The organism is Psychrobacter sp. Cmf 22.2 (assembly GCF_001921745.1).
Lineage (GTDB): Bacteria > Pseudomonadota > Gammaproteobacteria > Pseudomonadales > Moraxellaceae > Psychrobacter.
This window is the reverse complement of record NZ_MRYA01000007.1, coordinates 105,072-122,900: the sequence shown is the minus strand read 5'-3', so window position 1 is coordinate 122,900 and position 17,829 is coordinate 105,072. Positions and strand designations below refer to the sequence as shown.

The window sequence follows — 17,829 nt, the reverse complement described above, 5'->3', positions numbered from 1 at the left end:
ATTTAAACGAAGGTAGCCCTAACTATGCCAAAACGTACCGACATAAAAAGCATTCTTATCATTGGCGCAGGCCCTATCGTCATCGGCCAAGCATGTGAGTTTGACTACTCAGGCGCACAGGCGTGTAAAGCACTAAAAGAAGAAGGCTACCGCGTCATCTTGGTCAACTCAAACCCTGCCACCATCATGACTGACCCTGTGATGGCTGATGCAACCTATATCGAGCCGATTACTTGGCAGACGGTCGAGCAAATCATTGCCAAAGAGCGCCCTGACGCTATTTTGCCAACGATGGGCGGACAGACGGCGCTAAACTGCGCCCTAGAATTAGACAAACACGGCGTATTGACCAAATACAATTGTGAGCTGATTGGCGCGACCAAAGACTCGATTGAAATGGCAGAAGACCGCGAACTATTTGACCAAGCCATGAAGCGTATTGGCCTTGAATGTCCGCGCGCTGAGACTGCTGAAACCATGGAAGAAGCCTTTGCGACCCAAGAAAAAATGGGCTATCCGTGTATCATTCGCCCGTCATTTACCATGGGCGGCTCAGGCGGCGGTATCGCCTATAACCGCGATGAGTTTATCGAAATCTGTGAGCGTGGTTTTGATTTATCACCCAACCATCAATTGCTTATCGATGAATCGTTAATCGGTTGGAAAGAATATGAGATGGAAGTGGTTCGTGACAAAAACGACAACTGCATCATCATTTGTGCCATCGAGAACTTTGACCCAATGGGCGTCCATACTGGCGACTCTATCACCGTTGCACCAGCACAAACTTTGACCGATAAAGAATACCAAATCATGCGTAATGCCTCGCTCGCGGTATTGCGTGAAATCGGTGTGGAAACTGGTGGCTCAAACGTGCAGTTCGGTATCAATCCAAATACTGGCCGTATGGTCGTCATCGAAATGAATCCACGTGTATCACGCTCATCGGCACTGGCATCAAAAGCTACTGGCTTCCCGATAGCCAAAATTGCTGCAAAGTTAGCCATTGGTTATACGCTAGATGAGTTGCAAAATGACATCACAGGTGGCAAAACGCCAGCCAGCTTTGAGCCAGCGCTTGATTATGTCGTCACCAAGATACCGAGATTCAACTTCGAAAAATTTCCACAAGCGGACAACATTCTATCGACGCAAATGAAATCGGTCGGTGAAGTGATGGCTATTGGCCGTAACTTTCAAGAATCGATGCAAAAAGCCCTGCGCGGCATGGAGACAGGCACTGACGGTTTTGATGAGCAAATCGATCTGGCAAAAGTAAGTATTGAAAAAGCACGTAGCGAAATCATCAACCGTCTAACCGTCCCAACGCCTGAACGTATTTATTATATTGCCGATGCATTTCGCGTGGGTATGAGTGTCGATGACGTCTTTAATTACACCAAAATTGATCCATGGTTTTTGGTACAAATCGAAGATATCGTCAAGACCGAAGCTCAAGTTAAAACTTTAGGCTTTGGCGGCTTAACTGAACAAAACATGCGCAGCTTTAAGCGCAAAGGCCTATCAGACCTGCGTTTGGCAAAACTTCTCGGCTTGTCGCAAAAACAGCTACGTAAAAAACGTTGGGATTTAGGCGTTTATCCTGTTTATAAGCGTGTCGATACTTGTGCGGCTGAATTTGCCACTAGCACTGCTTACATGTATTCAACTTATGATAGCGAATGCGAAGCCAACCCAACTGATAAGAAAAAAATCATGGTGATCGGCGGCGGTCCTAACCGTATCGGCCAAGGTATCGAATTTGACTATTGCTGTGTACATGCTGCCCTTGCCATGCGCGAAGATGGCTTTGAAACCATCATGGTCAACTGTAACCCAGAAACGGTTTCAACCGATTATGATACCTCAGACCGCCTTTATTTTGAGCCCATCACACTAGAAGATGTACTTGAGATCGTCCGTATCGAAAATCCAGACGGCGTGATTGTACAATTCGGCGGTCAAACCCCATTGAAGCTTGCGCGCGCATTAGAATCTGCTGGCGTAAAAATCATCGGTACCAGTCCTGATGCCATTGACCGCGCTGAAGACCGTGAGCGCTTCCAGCATATGATTCAACAGCTTAACCTAGTCCAGCCATCAAATGCCCTAGCAACCAGTTTAGAAGATGGCTTGGTTAAAGCAAAAGACGTGGGTTACCCACTGGTTGTACGTCCGTCATATGTCCTAGGTGGCCGCGCGATGGAAATCGTTTATAACGAAGACGAGCTAAGACACTACTTGCGCACTGCCGTACAAGCATCAAATGAAGCGCCAGTCCTGTTAGATCGCTTCTTAGATGATGCCATCGAAGTCGATGTGGACTGCGTTTGTGATGGTAATGACGTCGTGATTGGCGGTATCATGCAGCATATCGAGCAGGCTGGTGTGCACTCTGGTGACTCGGCTTGTTCATTGCCACCTTACTCGCTTTCTAATGAGCTATGTGATGTCATGCGCGCGCAAACGGTGGCAATGGCAAAAGAGCTTGGCGTAGTCGGTCTGATGAACGTACAGTTTGCAGTAAAAGGCGACACCGTTTATATCCTTGAGGTCAACCCACGTGCCGCTCGTACCGTGCCGTTTGTCTCTAAGTGTATCGGTACGTCATTGGCGCAAGTGGCAGCGCGCTGTATGGCTGGCACTTCACTTAAGGATCAAGGCTTTACTAAAGAGATTGTCCCTGCATTCTACGCAGTAAAAGAAGCCGTATTCCCATTTGCCAAATTTCCTGGTGTCGACCCAATCTTGAGTCCTGAAATGAAATCAACGGGTGAGGTTATGGGTGTGGGCAAAACCTTTGGTGAAGCGTTCTATAAGGCTATTATCGGTAGTAACGAGCGCTTGCCAGGCCTACCAACCGAAGGCGAAACCAAGACGGTATTTATCTCGGTACGTGATAGCGATAAAGAACAAGTCACCCCTATCGCTCGCCAGTTGGCTGATTTTGGCTTTAACATTGTTGCGACCACTGGTACGCAAAAAATACTGAGCGACGCTGGTATTGAATGTAAGCAAATCAATAAAGTCACCGAAGGCCGTCCACACATTGTTGATGCCTTGAAAAACGGCAAAATTGACCTTATTATTAATACCACCGAAGGCAAGCAGGCGCAGGAAGATTCATTCTCTATTCGCCGTAGTGCGCTACAAGGTAAAGTATTTTATGTCACTACCTTAGGTGCAGCAGATGCCGTCTGTAAATCTTATGCCATTGACTTGCCATTTGATGTGTATAAGTTACAAGACCTGCATGAGCAAGCAAAGGTGGTTGACGCGACTGAATAAATTCAGTAGATTAACTATATTCGTAACCTTAATAGCATAACTTTTAAAAAGCATAGTAGCTTAACTGCGACTATGCTTTTTATCACGTAAGCTTACTGTAAGATGCTAAATCAATTGTTAGATCATTAAATTTTTAAGATTAAACAGCACAAACATCACCTTTTTTATATTTCACACTCATTGCGATAACACCGACACCATCTCATTATGAGGTGGTGTGATGTTATTGGTTTAAGGAAAAAAACATGCAACGTTACCCTATGACTCCACAAGGACATGCTGCTTTAGAAGCCGAATTAAAACAGCTCAAAAGTGTCGACCGTCCCCGTATTACTGCTTCTATCGCTGAAGCTCGCGAGCACGGCGACTTGAAGGAAAACGCTGAATACCATGCTGCACGAGAGCAGCAAGGATTTTGTGAAGCACGTATTCGCGATATCGAAGCCAAGCTTGGCGGGGCACAAGTCATTGATCCTACTACCTTAAAACAAGAAGGTCGTGTGGTGTTTGGTGTAACTGTTGTCATCGAAAATATGGACACTGAAGAAGAGAAACGTTATAAGATCGTCGGCGATGACGAAGCTGATTTTAAAGCAGGTAAAATCTCTGTCAACTCACCGATTGCTCGTGGCTTGATCGGTAAGTTTGAAGGCGATGAGGCACGCATCGAAACACCAAAAGGTGTGGTTGAATATGAAGTGATGGAAGTTATTTATAACTAGTGCTAATGCTAGTAACGTCAGATACTGGTTTTTAGTTACTGGTTATAATAATCTTTGATAACTGCTTAACGTTTATCAATTACACAATTGTTCTTTATTATTAGAGCTTTTTGAGTGCATAATTGTTAAGACTTATTTTAGTAGGACTTGTAAAAATCAACAGCTAGGCAGTTATATTGTCGGTTGTTGTTTTTCCCTTGCCCTTGTGAGCTGACATACTCCCTATCGTCAGCTTACAAGGGTTTTTACATCTTTGTCACTTATATTTGTCACTTATATTAGTTTGACTTATTATTCATTGAAAGGACTCACGTTATGATAGCTAGCCTTGTCGCCACAAACAGATGTAATAACACCAAACCGATATATATCAGCATTGCTCTTGTTAGCTTTTTGCTCGCTACTTCTACTGCGAACGCTGCACCCGAGGTGGCTATTAGCCATCCTGACAATGGCACTACTACCGTAGTTGAACATTATACCGATGGTAAAATAGCTACTATTACTGCGACACCGCATGGTATTACTATGCAAGATGGCATACCATTTTCGACCACTAATATCTCTACGATACCACGTTATACTATTCAGCAAGGGACCATCAATTCTGGCAATAAGCGTCAAAGTACGACGACCATCACTACTGTGCCAGTGAATACCATACCAGTGACCAAACAAGTGACTCAAGCAGGTGTCCTGACGACTCCTGTAAATACGATAGCACAAGTATTGCCCATCACTCATAATAATGAGATACCTGTTATCGCTCAGACAACCATCACTCAGTCAGCTAATGATCAGATTGTTATTGGTCAACCTGCTAGCAATCAATTGTTAACGACGACTTTAGATAATTTACAGTTAACCCCAACGTTTACTACACCTGGCATCGTTGATGCCAAAACCAAAATTATGAAAATTTTAAAAAACAGTGACGGACGTGAGATTGCAGTACCAGCCAATCATGTCTCGCCGGGCGATGTCATCGAATACCACACCGTTTATAACAATATCAACGCGCAGCCCGTTGATGATATCAATGCCATGGTGTCGTTGCCGAATAATGTGCAGCTGGTATCACTAAACAGCCCACTACCGACGCTTGCAACTACTGGCGGCGACAGCTATCAAACCATTCAGCAAGTGGGTAATACTGTAGTAGTGAAAGAAAACTACTCTGGACTTAAATGGAATTTAGTCGATCTTGACGCGAATACACCGCAAACTATAATTATACGCGCCAAGGTTCAATAAGAACAAAGCGGAATTTAAAACTCAAAAACCATCAAATTTTATAAAAGGTCTTGTGGGCTAAATATTTAGTCGGCAAGACTTTTTTTAGTTGGTCACAGCTTTTCGTCGATTTCTCACACAGTCATTTAAGCACTCCCTACCAGTAAAATTTTGGTTTCATATCACGACACTATCTGTCGTTTTATATCCCCAATTCTTCTATAAATCCAATGACTTAGCGTTAATTTTGATAAAATAGTACTCTACTAATGAATGGGCACTATAACTTATGGCAACCATCAATTATGAACGACTACAAGGCAAGCTCAACATCTTAGCGGATGCTGCTAAGTATGATGTTTCTTGCTCCTCCTCCGCTGGTACTCGCAAAAACCAAGGCGGTGGTCTCGGCGACGCTTCAGCGACAGGAATTTGTCACAGCTATACCGAAGATGGTCGCTGTGTCAGCTTGCTCAAAATCCTATTAACCAATCACTGTATCTATGACTGCGCGTACTGCACCTCACGCAAAAGCAATGACACACCGCGCGCAGCATTTACGGTTGAGGAAGTGGTTGATCTGACCATGCAGTTTTATCGCCGTAACTATATCGAAGGGTTGTTCCTCAGCTCTGGTATCTTTAAAAGTGGCGACTATACGATGGAACGACTGGTCGAAGTTGCCAAAATCCTGCGTACTCGTGAGCGCTTTAACGGTTATATTCATCTAAAAACCATCCCTGGCGCTTCAAAAGAGCTATTGTTAGAAGCTGGGTTGTATGCAGATCGTCTCAGCGTCAATATCGAGATTCCTACCAAGTCAGGTCTAGCTTTGCTCGCACCAGAGAAGTCGCACGACGAGCTAAAAGCGCCAATGCAGACGGTAAAAGAAGAAATCGTCACGATTCGTGAGAGCCGTAAAACCCATAAAAAAGCACCCAAATTTACCCCAGCTGGCCAGACCAGCCAAATGATAGTCGGTGCTAGCAATGAGACCGACTTGCAAGTAATTCAGCTATCGAGCCATTTTTATCAGACTTATGATCTCAAGCGCGTTTACTACTCAGGTTACGTGCCGATGCTTTCTGACAACCGCTTGCCAGCGATTGGCACGCCAGTACCAATGGTACGTGAAAACCGTCTGTATCAAGCCGATTGGCTAATACGTTTTTATGGCTTTGGTGCACACGAAATTGTGGAGCCAGAGTCGCCCTTTTTGGACTTGGACTGTGATCCAAAGCTGGCTTGGGCCATTCGTCATCGCGAGCACTTCCCCGTCAATATTCAAACAGCGACTTATGAGATGATTGTACGCATCCCAGGTATTGGCACCAAAACGGCCAAAAAAATAGTGAAAGCGCGTAAGTTTAATCAGTTGACCCTTTATCATCTCAAAAAAATGGGCGCCGCGGTCAATCGTGCCAAATATTTCATCGCAACCACTGGCAAAAACGAGCATCTTGCACATCTGACTCGTGACAACTTTCGTCAATATGTACTGGCGCAAACGCAGACTAAATTTAAGGATCAGCGCAGTGGGCAATTAGCACTGTTTTAAAAAGGAGCATATATGCTAGAGCTGACCCCAAACACCGCGTACCCTGTTGGTCAATTGACACCCAGTATTGTGCTTTATGAGCCAAGTTTTGAAGGTTGGTTGAGCGCGGTGTTTTATGTTTATGTCAATAAGCTGCAAAACGATGAAGCATTACGATTGATTGCTCAAGACTGTTATGTACCCTCATTGATTGCTCAAGCAACCAGCGTTGTGCCTAATGAAGAAAATGCTGAACGTGTATTGGTAAAACTAAACCAGCTATTAGGTCGCTCAGGTATGCGCAATTTACTTTGGGGGTTTTTGTCTGAAAAAGACGACATTGGTACTACTTTATTTCAAGTAGTCAAATATGCTATTGACTACCCTAGTCGTTATGTTATGCAAGACTTGGGTAACTTGAACATACTTGAGCTGGTACAAACTGTAAAGTCTGTCGGACGTGAAAAGCATCGCATGGAAGCGTTTGTGCGTTTTGAGCACACAACCAGTGACATCTATTTTGCCCGTGTTGAGCCTGATTTTAACGTCTTGCCGCTGATTGGGGAGCATTTTCGGCAGCGCTATCAAGATCAGCATTGGGCTATCTATGATCTGGCTCGTGGCTATGGCATTTATTATGACAAGAGTCAAAGCACGCCCACGCGCCCCGCTGCCCTGCAAACCATCACCGAGCTTGATGATGCTGTTTTACGCAACCCTGCCAGTATTCATAGTGAGGACGAACAGCGCTATCAAAAATTTTGGCAAGGCTACTTTACCAACGTCAACATTAAAGAGCGCAAAAACCCTCGTTTGCACAGACAGTATTTACCGCAGCGCTATTGGAAATACTTAAGCGAAAAGCAAATATTGCCCAATGCTGAACACTTGCAAAAGCGTCGTTAGCCACTCATCAATTCTTTAGACTGTAAAAACTTGAGCTAGCATGGCGATTTGTCACCTCTAATCGGTCTTCATGGTTGAGTTTTCAGCATTTTTAACTGACAATAGCAGCTTGATATCCTAACTGGTGGCCCACGCTATTATGAAAGTTATGCGTTTACTGTCGTCCTTAAAACATGATGAATCCGAACGTGGGATCTTTCATCTTGGACGCGCTTTGGCCAAAAACGGACATACTTCTATTATTGTCTCTAGTGCCGATGATGATAACGATTTGGTCAAACGTTTAGAGCGAGATGGCAATATATACCATCAGCTGCATATGTATAAAAAATCATGGTTATCAATCTTACAAGTTGCCCCTCTACGTCATCTTATCGAACAATACAATCCTGATATTATCCATGTGCATTCACGTACACCTGCTTGGATATTGCATTTAGCCCTGCGCCGAGCACGCGTAAAACATCGACCAAAGCTAGTCTCAACCATGTATGGTTTTTATTCAATTAACAAGTATTCACAAGCACTACTGGATGTCGATACCATTATCACTGTATCAGATAGTGTGACGAACTATTTGAGAAAAGGTCTACATCGCGAAGAGATCGATCCAAAGTCCATCAAGCGTATCTACCGCGGCGTTGATACGCGTCGTTATCCGTATCGGCACAACCCTTCTGTATATTGGTTACGCCGTACCTTTGCAGAATATCCTGAGCTTGAACATAAGAAATGGTTGGTGTTTCCTACTATCATTGGTAATGAATATGGACAAGAATGGCTGATTGATATTCTAGGAAACCTACAAGAACAATTTCCTAATATCCACGCTATTATTATGGACGACGACCATAGAGATGGTGACGTGGCGCATGAAGACTTTCGTCAACGCACCAATACGCTAGGTCTGGCCGAACGTATCACGTATGTCGGTCGTAAACGTAACGACATGCGGGAGTGGCTGTCAGCGGCCAATATCGTTATGGCGCTTGCTAATCAACCTGAATCTATCGGTATCAATGCTCTACAGGCGATTCATCTAGGTACGCCCGTGGTTGGTTGGGATCAGGCGGCTTTTAGTGAGATTTTGCAACCGTTGTACCCGCAAGGATTGGTTAAAAAATACAATGCTCAGGCTCTGTGCAAAGTTGTTAAAAGTCAGTTAGAAAGTGTCACTCGTCCTGAGATGACAGATAAGTTTACCATGCGTCAGATGATTAAAGAAACTATTGAAGTCTATCAGGGTCTGTATGAAGCCTCGCAGAAAGAACAAAAAGCGTTACTAGATGCTCACTCTCTACAGAGATCCAAAAGGCATTTAAAGGCTGCCAGTCCCCCTTTTATCGATACTCATGATAAAAGGATAACAAATACTAAAATTGATCTATTAAAAAAGTCGCCAAAAGTGACGGGCGACTTAACGGCGAATAAGGAACAGGCTAGTAGTGATAAAGCCGTCGCTACTAATAAAAGTAAAACAGATAAAAGCAAAACGGACAATAACCATTAGAAATAACAGATAACAGATAACAGATAAAAGCGAATAGCGTCGCGCCTCAGTATAGCAGCAACTCTATATAATCGTTCTATCTAATAAGTCGTTGGCGTATGCGCACTTACTATATGAGTCACCGTATCACTAGGATTAATAAAGGTATGCGGCTTCATGGTATCAATCACATAACTGTCCCCTTTATTGAGCAAGTATGTGGTCTCCTCGATGCGAATAAGAATCTTGCCTTCGATGACCGTCCCAATCTCTTCTCCTTCATGAGCGATTTTTTCTTCCGTTGAGCTGTTGGGCTGATAAGTCTCAATCAAAAACCCTAAGTTTTTTGTTGTGCTGCAATTGTATACCTGTTTAAGCGACACTCTGCTATTTGGTTCACTAAGCTCAATTAAATCTTTGGGAGTCACTACCACTCTTGCTTTAGGTTCTTTCCACTCGTCACTAAAAAAAGTCGTCAAATCAGAGCCTAGCACCGCTAAAATTGCTTTTAATGTATTGACGGCCGGACTCACTTTATTGCGCTCAATGGCGCTGATTGAGGTATTGGTCAGTCCTGCAAGCCTTGCAAGCTTACGCTGTGAATAACCTTTAGCAAGGCGCAGCTGATTGATTTTTTTACCAATATCTTCTTCTGGTTGTTCATCCGCTTTGATGGCTGTCTGAGCCTTTTCGGAGACGACTTTATCATCTAAATTGGTTTTATCTGAAGCATTATCTAGAGAGTTTTTTGCTGGCATGTTGAATGAATTCCGTGAACAAAAATTTGGACAAGTTATCTTGCGCATAATTTAACTCAGGATGCCATTGTACACCAATCATAAAAGGATGTTGTACTAAGCTTATTGCTTCTACTAAACCATCAGGCGCTAAAGCTTCCACAAGTAACCGTTCTCCGACTTTATCGATAGCTTGCTTGTGTAACGAGTTGACATGCCATTCTTTACCAAACTCCGCCAACCTTCCTTCTGGTTGAATTAAAACGTCGTGTACAGGCTGATACTGCACCTCAAGAGGCGCGGTACTGTCTTCTAGATGCGGCTCATAAAACCCTTCCACTTCGCGCCAGTCTGGATGTAGCGTACCCTCAAAATGAACATTCATCTCTTGTAGGCCACGGCAAACTGCTAACAAGGGCGTACCTGTCTCATCTGCATGAGCCAGTAGCTTAAAACTCAGATCATCACGCCCTAAATCTTGTTTTTCTTCAAGATGCGTTGCGCCATAACGGGTTGGTGCAACGTTACTATAGCTGCCTGTCAATAAAATACCATCAACAATTTCTAATAATGCGTCGAAGTTTGCACTATCAGCAGCTGTGTTTGGTAGCAATATAGGATTACCACCATAAAAGTTCACAGCATCGATATATTTTTGATAAACCGACTGTGATGGCTGACCATCAACCATCTTATAACAAGAAACAATAGCGATAACAGGTTTGTAAGTATGCATGTCAATCTTCCTTGAGTGTAACATCTGAATATAAAAGTTCAGATTAGATGAGCTTATATTGAGCTAAAATTTAACATATTATCTCGTAAAATGTAAACTATAAACTTCATTGTTGATATTAATTAATCATAATGAATATAATAAGTTACTTATTAATAGTTTTAAATAAGAATTGACATATATAAATTTCAACCATATATTGGAGGGGAACAGTAAAACAAAAGACACATTCTATAAATTAAACATATTGATAAAGAGTGATGCAGGGAAACGTTAAGTTATTAATATTGTTGATGAAAATCAATTAGACGTGCCTACTAGTCACTTATAGCGAGACGGTAACTTGTATCTCTGTCACCACTTATAATCACTGTTTTATTTGAAATCTTTGTTGACCTTCATAGGAAGGTTATACACGACAGCTATTAAAGACTTAATAGCAACAACCCAAAAAATCTTTAAAATGAATAGGAATTAGAGACATGACGACAACCAATGGAATGGTCGAATCTGCAAACAACACCGAATATGTCTATGTGGCTGCAGGTGATATTAATGGTTTGCTTCGTGGTAAGCGCATCCCTTTTAACCAAATGGAAAAAGCCCAGAACGGCAGTATCCGTTTGCCGTTGTCAATCTTAGGCGTCGACATATGGGGCGCTGATGTCATTGAATCCTCGCAAACAAATGGAGATATCGATGCTATTGCCCGCCCAACTGGACGAGCTGCCTATCCGCTTATCAATACCAGCGCACCGTCTTCACTACTACCTGTTTGGCTCTATACCGAAGACAATGAGCCATATTATGGTGATGCTCGACATGTATTGGACTACATCAGTAAAAAATTCAAAGCATTAGGTTTGACACCGGTCATGGCAACGGAGCTTGAGTTTTATTTGCTTGATTACACAGAAGGTGAAACCCCAAAACCCCCTATTCGTCCAAAAAGTGGCTTAAGACTGAATAAAACGTCAATTTTGAGTATCAATGATTTATTACAATTTGATGAGTTTTTAGATGAAGTCTATGCTCAATGTAAAAAACTTGATATTCCAGTTGATGCAGCGCTAGCTGAGAATGGTTGTGGGCAATTTGAAATCAATTTATTACATGTGGATGATCCATTGAAAGCTGCAGACGATGCTATTTTGTTTAAACAGGTTGTCAAAGCTGTCGCTGCACGTCGTAAACTAACCGCAACATTTATGGCAAAGCCTTTTGGCTTACAGTCAGGTAACGGCTTTCACGTTCATTGTAGTCTGCTTGATAAAGATGGCAACAATATCTTTGATGATGACTCAGAAGCTGGATCAGATATGTTACGTCATGCGGTAGCTGGCCTGCTAAAAACTATGTCAGATTGCACCATACTATTCGCACCTCATGTCAACTCTTATCGGAGGTTCACTCCAGGTACGCTTGCGCCAAACAATATCTCATGGGGTTATGAAAACCGTACGGCAGCTGTGCGTATTCCAGGTGGCGACTCTAAAGCACGCCGAATTGAGCATCGTGTATCTGGTGCAGATGCCAACCCATATCTGGTCTGTAGCGCTGTCTTAGCAGGCATGCTATATGGTATCGAAAACAAGCTTGAAGTCCCAGAACCCATCAACAGTATTACTTATGACGATACTGAGCTTAAAACCTTGCCTTTAGATTGGTTGTCAGCCATTCGTAAGTTTGAAAGTAGTGATTTGATTGACTCATTATTCCCAAGCGAGATGATCGAGCTGTTGATCGCCGTCAAAAAACAAGAAGCCAAGCGCTTTGCTCAGCAAGTTACTAACCTTGAATACCTCACCTATTTACAGGATGTCTAATATGTCAAATAGCAATACTACACCGCCTATGGATCAAAACACTCAGCAAAATAAGCCGTCCAATAACAAGCGCAATATCCCGCATTATTCAGACAAAGGACAATATCCTGATAGCTATTACGCTGCCAGTCGTAATCCTAAACCTGACAGACCAACGCTAAAAAATGACATTCAAACGGAGGTTTGTGTGGTTGGCGGGGGTTATAGTGGCTTATCAACTGCCCTACATCTGATTGAGACTGATCATGAAGTCGTCGTCCTTGAAGGCGCACAGATTGGCTGGGGGGCTTCAGGACGTAATGGTGGTCAGATCGTCAACGGTCTTAACGCCAGCCTACAAAAGATCAAAAAATCTTATGGTCAAAAAAACGCAGACTTCGTCGGTCAACTAGTGACTCGCGGTGGCAAAATCATTCGTCGTTTTGTCGCTGACTACAACATTGATTGTGATTTAAAAGAGAAAAACATCTTTGCAGCTCTAAACAATGGACAACTAAGAGACTTGCAAGAAACGCATGCGCTGTGGGAGAGCCATGGCATGCATGATCGAGAAATGTTAGACAAGTCTGGCATTCAAGAACACATAAAAACAGATGCTTATGTGGGCGGCGTCATTGACCATTCAGGCGGTCACTTTCATCCGTTAAATTTAGCACTCGGTGAAGCGGTTGCTGTTGAACAAGGCGGCGGTATCATTTATGAAAATACGTTGGTCGTCGATATTGAATACTCTGATGACTCTATCAAAATCATTACCGAATTTGGCACAGTTACTTGCAAACAGGCTGTAATTTGCGGTAATGCTTATCTAAATAAAGTCATTCCAAAATTGACTGATCGCGTTATGCCAGTGTCAACGCAAATCATCGCTACCGAACCCTTGGGTGATTTAGCAGATCAACTGCTTCCAACCGATGTCTGTGTTGAAGATGTACGCTATATTCTTGATTACTATCGTCTTTCTGCTGACAAACGTATGTTATTCGGTGGTGGTACAGTCTATGGTGGTCAAGACCCATCTGATATTACAGCTAAAATCAGACCCAATATGAACAAGATATTTCCAGAATTACGCGATGTTAAAATAGATTACGCATGGAGTGGCAACTTTGCTTTGTCCTTTTCTCGTGTGCCGCAGCTGGGCAAATTACATGATCGCGTATTTTTCGCGCACGGCTATAGTGGTCATGGCGTGACAGGCTCGCATCTATTTGGACAGATATTGGCAGATGCTATCAATGGCAAGACTGCAGAGTTTGATACTTTTACCAAAATACCATGGATACCTTTCCCAGGGGGCCGTGCATTAAGAGTACCTTATTCGATGATGGGTTCATGGTGGTATGCTCTAAAAGATCGTACTGGCATGTAGACCAATAGGATAAATTGATAGATAATAGTTTAGTTTTGAAATTTTTTGAGGATCGTTGTTACATTACACCATCACAACAAGGGAGTGTTGTGATGGGCTTAATAGCCAGTTGGTTCATAACTGCTATCAAGAATGAGTTATAGAGCAAATTCTGTTCTACAAAAAATGAGGTTTTACAAGGAGTGTAACTATGAATATGAAGTTCGATGATGCTGTTGAAGGACTGTTTCATAACAAACGAGTGTTTTTAACGGTAGTAGCGGGTATAGCCATTTACCTTGCTTTTGTCTGGCTTTCAAGTACTCGAGATGCATCAGAATCTTGGGGTGCATTATCACTATTACCAACGCTACTAGTCCTAATCACCGCCATTATTTCAAGACGTCCGTTTGAATCAATGATAGCAGGCTGTGTCGCTGGCCTGGTGATGCTCAATCCTTTTGATCTGGTCTCCCCCTTCGCTGACAATATCTCTATGGTCTTAGGTAATGAAACGATTATCTGGATCGTTTTGGTTTGTGGTCTTATGGGTGGGCTTATTCAACTGCTCGAGATCAGTGGTTGTCTAGATGGCTTTAGTGAATGGCTACAAAAGATCATCAAATCACGTAGACAGTCACTTTTGGCTACTTTTGCTTTGGGTATTGTAGTCTTTATTGATGACTATCTAAACTGTTTAGCCGTATCGACTTCTGTCAAAAAACTCACAGATGCGTATGGCGTATCACGTGAGAAACTGGCTTATATCGTTGACTCTACAGCGGCGCCTATGTGTGTGATTGTTCCTATTTCTACTTGGGCTGTCTATTTTGCAGGTTTGTTGGAAGAAAATAACGTCGCAGGAGACGGCGCTGGCTTAGGGCTTTATATCAGTGCTATTCCTTATATGGCATATGCTTGGTTTGCCCTTCTTATTGTATTCTTAGTTGCTACTGGTATATTTGGCAACTGGGGTCCAATGAAAAAGGCTGAGAAACGTGCACAAGCTGGTAACCCTGTCCCTGAAGCCTTTGTAGAAGAGCAATTAATCTCAAACGTAAAAGCCAAACGTAAGCTATCATTTAAAGCCAATATCTTAAACTTTGCTTTTCCTATGATCTTATTGATCGTCTCAACCATATACTTTGAAATTGATTTATTAAGAGGCGCGTTATTGACGTGTTTTGTGACGGTTCTTGTATATTGGGTACAAGGAATTTTGAGCTTTGAGACCCAAGTTGAAGCTATCTTTAAAGGCTTTAAAGTTATGTTATACCCACTCTCAACTGTAATTGGTGGCTTTTTCCTAAAAGCAATCAATGATGAGCTTGGGATGACTATGTATGTTATTGAATCCATCACTCCATATATGACCGTTATCATCTTCCCTGCTGTCATTTTTGCAGTCATGGCTTTCTTAACATTTGCAACGTCGTCAAGCTGGGGTCTATACGTCTTAGCGATGCCAATTGTTTTCCCAATCTCTATGGCTCTAGGGGTTAGCACGCCACTTATGATTGGTGCCTTATTATCTGCCTCTTCATTTGGTAGTCATGCTTGTTTCTTTAGTGATTCATCATTATTAGCAGCACAAGGCGCTGGCTGTTCACCGATGCAGCACGCCTTTACACAGTTCCCTTACGCCATGCTAGGTGCTGTACTGTCCGTCGCAACTTTCTTAGGTTTAGGGTTTATGATGGCTTAGATGTAGCGTAGCGGTAGCGTTATTACCAAACCATTATAATGTGGGCAATTACCAACTGGTAGTTGTCCACTAGCGACTCTTTAGAATGGTTTTTTGTCCGACCTTACTTATCCGCCAATAGATAAAAGGAATTAGATTATGCGTACTGTAACCGTAGCTACCACACAAATGGCTTGTGGTTGGGATAAACAACAAAACATCGATACTGCAACTGACCTAGTTACCAAAGCAGCTAAGGACGGTGCCAACATTATTTTACTGCAAGAATTGTTTGAAACGCCCTACTTCTGCCAAGTTCATGACTTCGATTATTTTAAACTTGCCACCTCTGTCACAGATAATACTGCTATCAACCATTTCAAAAAATTGGCCAAAGAGCTAGAAGTGGTCTTACCGATTAGCTTTTATGAAAAGTCAGGCAATACGTTTTTTAATAGTGTCACGGTGATAGATGCTGATGGCGAAATACTTGGAACCTATCGTAAGACGCATATACCAGATGGTATCCCTTACGCTGAAAAGTTCTATTTTACCCCAGGCGATACTGGCTTTAAGGTATGGCAAACCAAATATGCCAAGATTGGGGTCGGTATTTGCTGGGATCAATGGTTCCCAGAGTGCGCGCGTAGTATGGCATTGATGGGTGCTGAGATATTATTTTATCCAACAGCTATTGGTGATGAGCCAACATTGGGTATCGAATCAAAGGGGCATTGGCAGCGCTGTATGCAAGGACATGCAGCAGCCAACCTGATGCCAGTGGTCGCGTCTAACCGTATTGGCTCTGAGACCGTCACGCAAAATGGCGTTGATAGCGTTATGTCGTTTTATGGTGGCTCATTCATTACTGATGGCCGAGGCGAGATTACTCAAGAAGCATCAGCGGATAAAAATGAAATCATCAGCGCCACTTTTGACTTAGACAAACTTGCTCGTGAACGTCAAGAGTGGGGCGTTTTCCGTGATCGTCGTCCTTCTATGTATGGCACTTTACTTACTCATGGCTAAGCTGCAAATAATGTCAAACTGTGACTGATATAGGCCACACAAAATAGTTTCTTAAAAGATTACTGCTAACAAGGTGACTCATATGTCTGAACTCATTCAAGACTCAACTCCGTCAGAAGACGGTTTTTATATGCCAGCCGAGTTTGAGCCCTTACAAAAAGTGTGGATGGTCTGGCCTTATCGAGAAGATAATTGGCGTCAAAATGCTGCCCCTGCTAAAGCAGCTTACAAAGCGGTAGCGTTGGCTATTAAGCCCTATTGTAAAGTTGCAGTCTTAGTCAACCCTAATGACTACCAAGCTTGTCGTGATAGTTTGCCAGCTGATATTGAAGTCATCTCTATGCCAAGCAATGATGCGTGGGCACGCGACATCGTACCGACGTTTTTGATTAATGATGCAGGAGAGGTTCGCGGCTGTGATTGGACTTTTAATGCTTGGGGCGGCAACTACGACGGCCTTTATGCACCCTGGGATAATGATGATAAGTTAGCAGCGCGTCTATGCGACTATTTAGACATTAAACGCTATCGTACCGAAAATTTTGTGATGGAAGGTGGCGCGTTTCATGTCGATGGTGAAGGTACAGTATTAACCACTCGTATGTGTCTGCTCAGTCCTGGACGTAATCCGCATCTTAGCGAGTCTCAAATTGAGGACAAGCTAAAAGCTTATCTGAATGCCCAAAAGGTGCTATGGATTGATGACGGTATCGATCCTGAAGAAACCACAGGCCATATTGACGACATCGCTTGTTTTGCACGCCCTGGTGAGGTGGTTTGCTTATTTACTGATGACCCTAAACATCCATTTTTTAAGGCCACTCAAAAAGCTTATGAACAGCTCTCAAACATGACAGATGCTAAAGGTAGACGTCTAACAGTTCATAAACTTTGCTGTACCCAAAAGCCAGTTACTTTGCCTGAGAACTATGACATAGTACAGTCTGATGATGCTAAAGCGCGTCGTACAGGTGATGTATGTATTGCCTCCTATGCCAACTTTTTAATCTGCAACGAGGCCATCATCGTCCCGCAATATGACGATATCAACGACAGTTTAGCCATTGCACAGCTTGAAAAAGTATTCCCTCATCATCAAGTAGTGGGAGTAAAGACAAAAGAAGTTGTTTTTGGGGGCGGTAACATTCATTGTATTACCCAGCAGCAACCCGCCACGAAGCAATAATACTCAGATAACAGTAAATTTGCTGAAATTTTTAGCTATTCATACGATTTAGTATTTTACTGTAATAAGCTTTACCGTTTATAAAAACACTTACAAACTTTATAG

At 42.8% G+C, this 17,829-nt stretch carries 13 protein-coding genes; 11 read left to right on the top strand and 2 right to left on the bottom strand.

The window, feature by feature from the left end:
* The first annotated feature begins 24 nt into the window (after positions 1-24).
* From carB to BTV98_RS11580, 6 genes are all read left to right on the top strand, one after another.
* Complete coding sequence (gene carB, locus BTV98_RS11605; protein ID WP_058369708.1) at positions 25-3,288, top strand: carbamoyl-phosphate synthase large subunit; 3,264 nt, start codon at positions 25-27, stop codon at positions 3,286-3,288.
* A gap of 245 nt (positions 3,289-3,533) precedes the next feature.
* Positions 3,534-4,010 (top strand): transcription elongation factor GreA, encoded by a 477-nt coding sequence (gene greA / locus BTV98_RS11600; protein WP_058369707.1) that lies wholly within the window; start codon positions 3,534-3,536, stop codon positions 4,008-4,010.
* 315 nt (positions 4,011-4,325) lie between these two features.
* Positions 4,326-5,264, top strand: coding sequence for a hypothetical protein (locus tag BTV98_RS11595; RefSeq protein ID WP_075103650.1), 939 nt, complete (start codon positions 4,326-4,328; stop codon positions 5,262-5,264).
* A 268-nt stretch (positions 5,265-5,532) separates the two neighbouring features.
* Positions 5,533-6,801, top strand: coding sequence for a putative DNA modification/repair radical SAM protein (locus BTV98_RS11590; protein WP_075103649.1), 1,269 nt, complete (start codon positions 5,533-5,535; stop codon positions 6,799-6,801).
* Between the two features lie 12 nt (positions 6,802-6,813).
* Complete coding sequence (locus BTV98_RS11585; RefSeq protein WP_058369966.1) at positions 6,814-7,686, top strand: TIGR03915 family putative DNA repair protein; 873 nt, start codon at positions 6,814-6,816, stop codon at positions 7,684-7,686.
* Between the two features lie 139 nt (positions 7,687-7,825).
* Entirely contained in the window at positions 7,826-9,196 is a 1,371-nt protein-coding gene (locus BTV98_RS11580) for a glycosyltransferase (protein WP_082638097.1), read from the top strand.
* An 80-nt stretch (positions 9,197-9,276) separates the two neighbouring features.
* Here the strand turns inward: BTV98_RS11580 and BTV98_RS11575 are convergent, their stop codons facing one another.
* Positions 9,277-9,933, bottom strand: a complete 657-nt coding sequence (locus BTV98_RS11575; RefSeq protein ID WP_256713906.1) for a cupin domain-containing protein — start codon at positions 9,931-9,933, stop codon at positions 9,277-9,279.
* On the bottom strand, positions 9,908-10,648 hold the full coding sequence (locus tag BTV98_RS11570; RefSeq protein ID WP_058369805.1) for a gamma-glutamyl-gamma-aminobutyrate hydrolase family protein: 741 nt from the start codon (positions 10,646-10,648) through the stop codon (positions 9,908-9,910). Before BTV98_RS11570 ends, BTV98_RS11575 begins: the two co-directional genes overlap by 26 nt.
* Before the next feature lie 482 nt (positions 10,649-11,130).
* On the opposite strand from BTV98_RS11570, the gene BTV98_RS11565 reads away from it, so the two are divergent.
* The 5 genes from BTV98_RS11565 (at position 11,131) to aguA (ending at position 17,724) form a co-directional block, all read left to right on the top strand.
* Positions 11,131-12,474 carry a glutamine synthetase family protein gene (locus BTV98_RS11565; protein ID WP_058369804.1) on the top strand — a complete coding sequence of 448 codons (1,344 nt, stop codon included), beginning with the start codon at positions 11,131-11,133 and terminating at the stop codon, positions 12,472-12,474.
* A 1-nt stretch (position 12,475) separates the two neighbouring features.
* Entirely contained in the window at positions 12,476-13,846 is a 1,371-nt protein-coding gene (locus BTV98_RS11560; protein ID WP_256713905.1) for an FAD-binding oxidoreductase, read from the top strand.
* A gap of 190 nt (positions 13,847-14,036) precedes the next feature.
* Positions 14,037-15,530: a Na+/H+ antiporter NhaC family protein gene (locus BTV98_RS11555; protein WP_058369803.1), complete on the top strand. Its 1,494-nt coding sequence runs from the start codon at positions 14,037-14,039 to the stop codon at positions 15,528-15,530.
* A gap of 135 nt (positions 15,531-15,665) precedes the next feature.
* On the top strand, positions 15,666-16,538 hold the full coding sequence (aguB, locus tag BTV98_RS11550) for an N-carbamoylputrescine amidase (protein ID WP_197409104.1): 873 nt from the start codon (positions 15,666-15,668) through the stop codon (positions 16,536-16,538).
* 82 nt (positions 16,539-16,620) lie between these two features.
* A complete protein-coding gene (aguA, locus tag BTV98_RS11545) occupies positions 16,621-17,724 on the top strand; it encodes an agmatine deiminase (protein ID WP_075103648.1) in 1,104 nt (367 codons plus the stop codon).
* Positions 17,725-17,829: the final 105 nt, after the last annotated feature.

Coding starts and splice junctions, on each gene's coding strand:
- carB (WP_058369708.1), top strand. CDS start 25: ATGCCAAAACGTACCGACATAAAAAGCATTCTTATCATTGGCGCAGGC.
- greA (WP_058369707.1), top strand. CDS start 3,534: ATGCAACGTTACCCTATGACTCCACAAGGACATGCTGCTTTAGAAGCC.
- BTV98_RS11595 (WP_075103650.1), top strand. CDS start 4,326: ATGATAGCTAGCCTTGTCGCCACAAACAGATGTAATAACACCAAACCG.
- BTV98_RS11590 (WP_075103649.1), top strand. CDS start 5,533: ATGGCAACCATCAATTATGAACGACTACAAGGCAAGCTCAACATCTTA.
- BTV98_RS11585 (WP_058369966.1), top strand. CDS start 6,814: ATGCTAGAGCTGACCCCAAACACCGCGTACCCTGTTGGTCAATTGACA.
- BTV98_RS11580 (WP_082638097.1), top strand. CDS start 7,826: ATGAAAGTTATGCGTTTACTGTCGTCCTTAAAACATGATGAATCCGAA.
- BTV98_RS11575 (WP_256713906.1), bottom strand. CDS start 9,933: ATGCCAGCAAAAAACTCTCTAGATAATGCTTCAGATAAAACCAATTTA.
- BTV98_RS11570 (WP_058369805.1), bottom strand. CDS start 10,648: ATGCATACTTACAAACCTGTTATCGCTATTGTTTCTTGTTATAAGATG.
- BTV98_RS11565 (WP_058369804.1), top strand. CDS start 11,131: ATGACGACAACCAATGGAATGGTCGAATCTGCAAACAACACCGAATAT.
- BTV98_RS11560 (WP_256713905.1), top strand. CDS start 12,476: ATGTCAAATAGCAATACTACACCGCCTATGGATCAAAACACTCAGCAA.
- BTV98_RS11555 (WP_058369803.1), top strand. CDS start 14,037: ATGAATATGAAGTTCGATGATGCTGTTGAAGGACTGTTTCATAACAAA.
- aguA (WP_075103648.1), top strand. CDS start 16,621: ATGTCTGAACTCATTCAAGACTCAACTCCGTCAGAAGACGGTTTTTAT.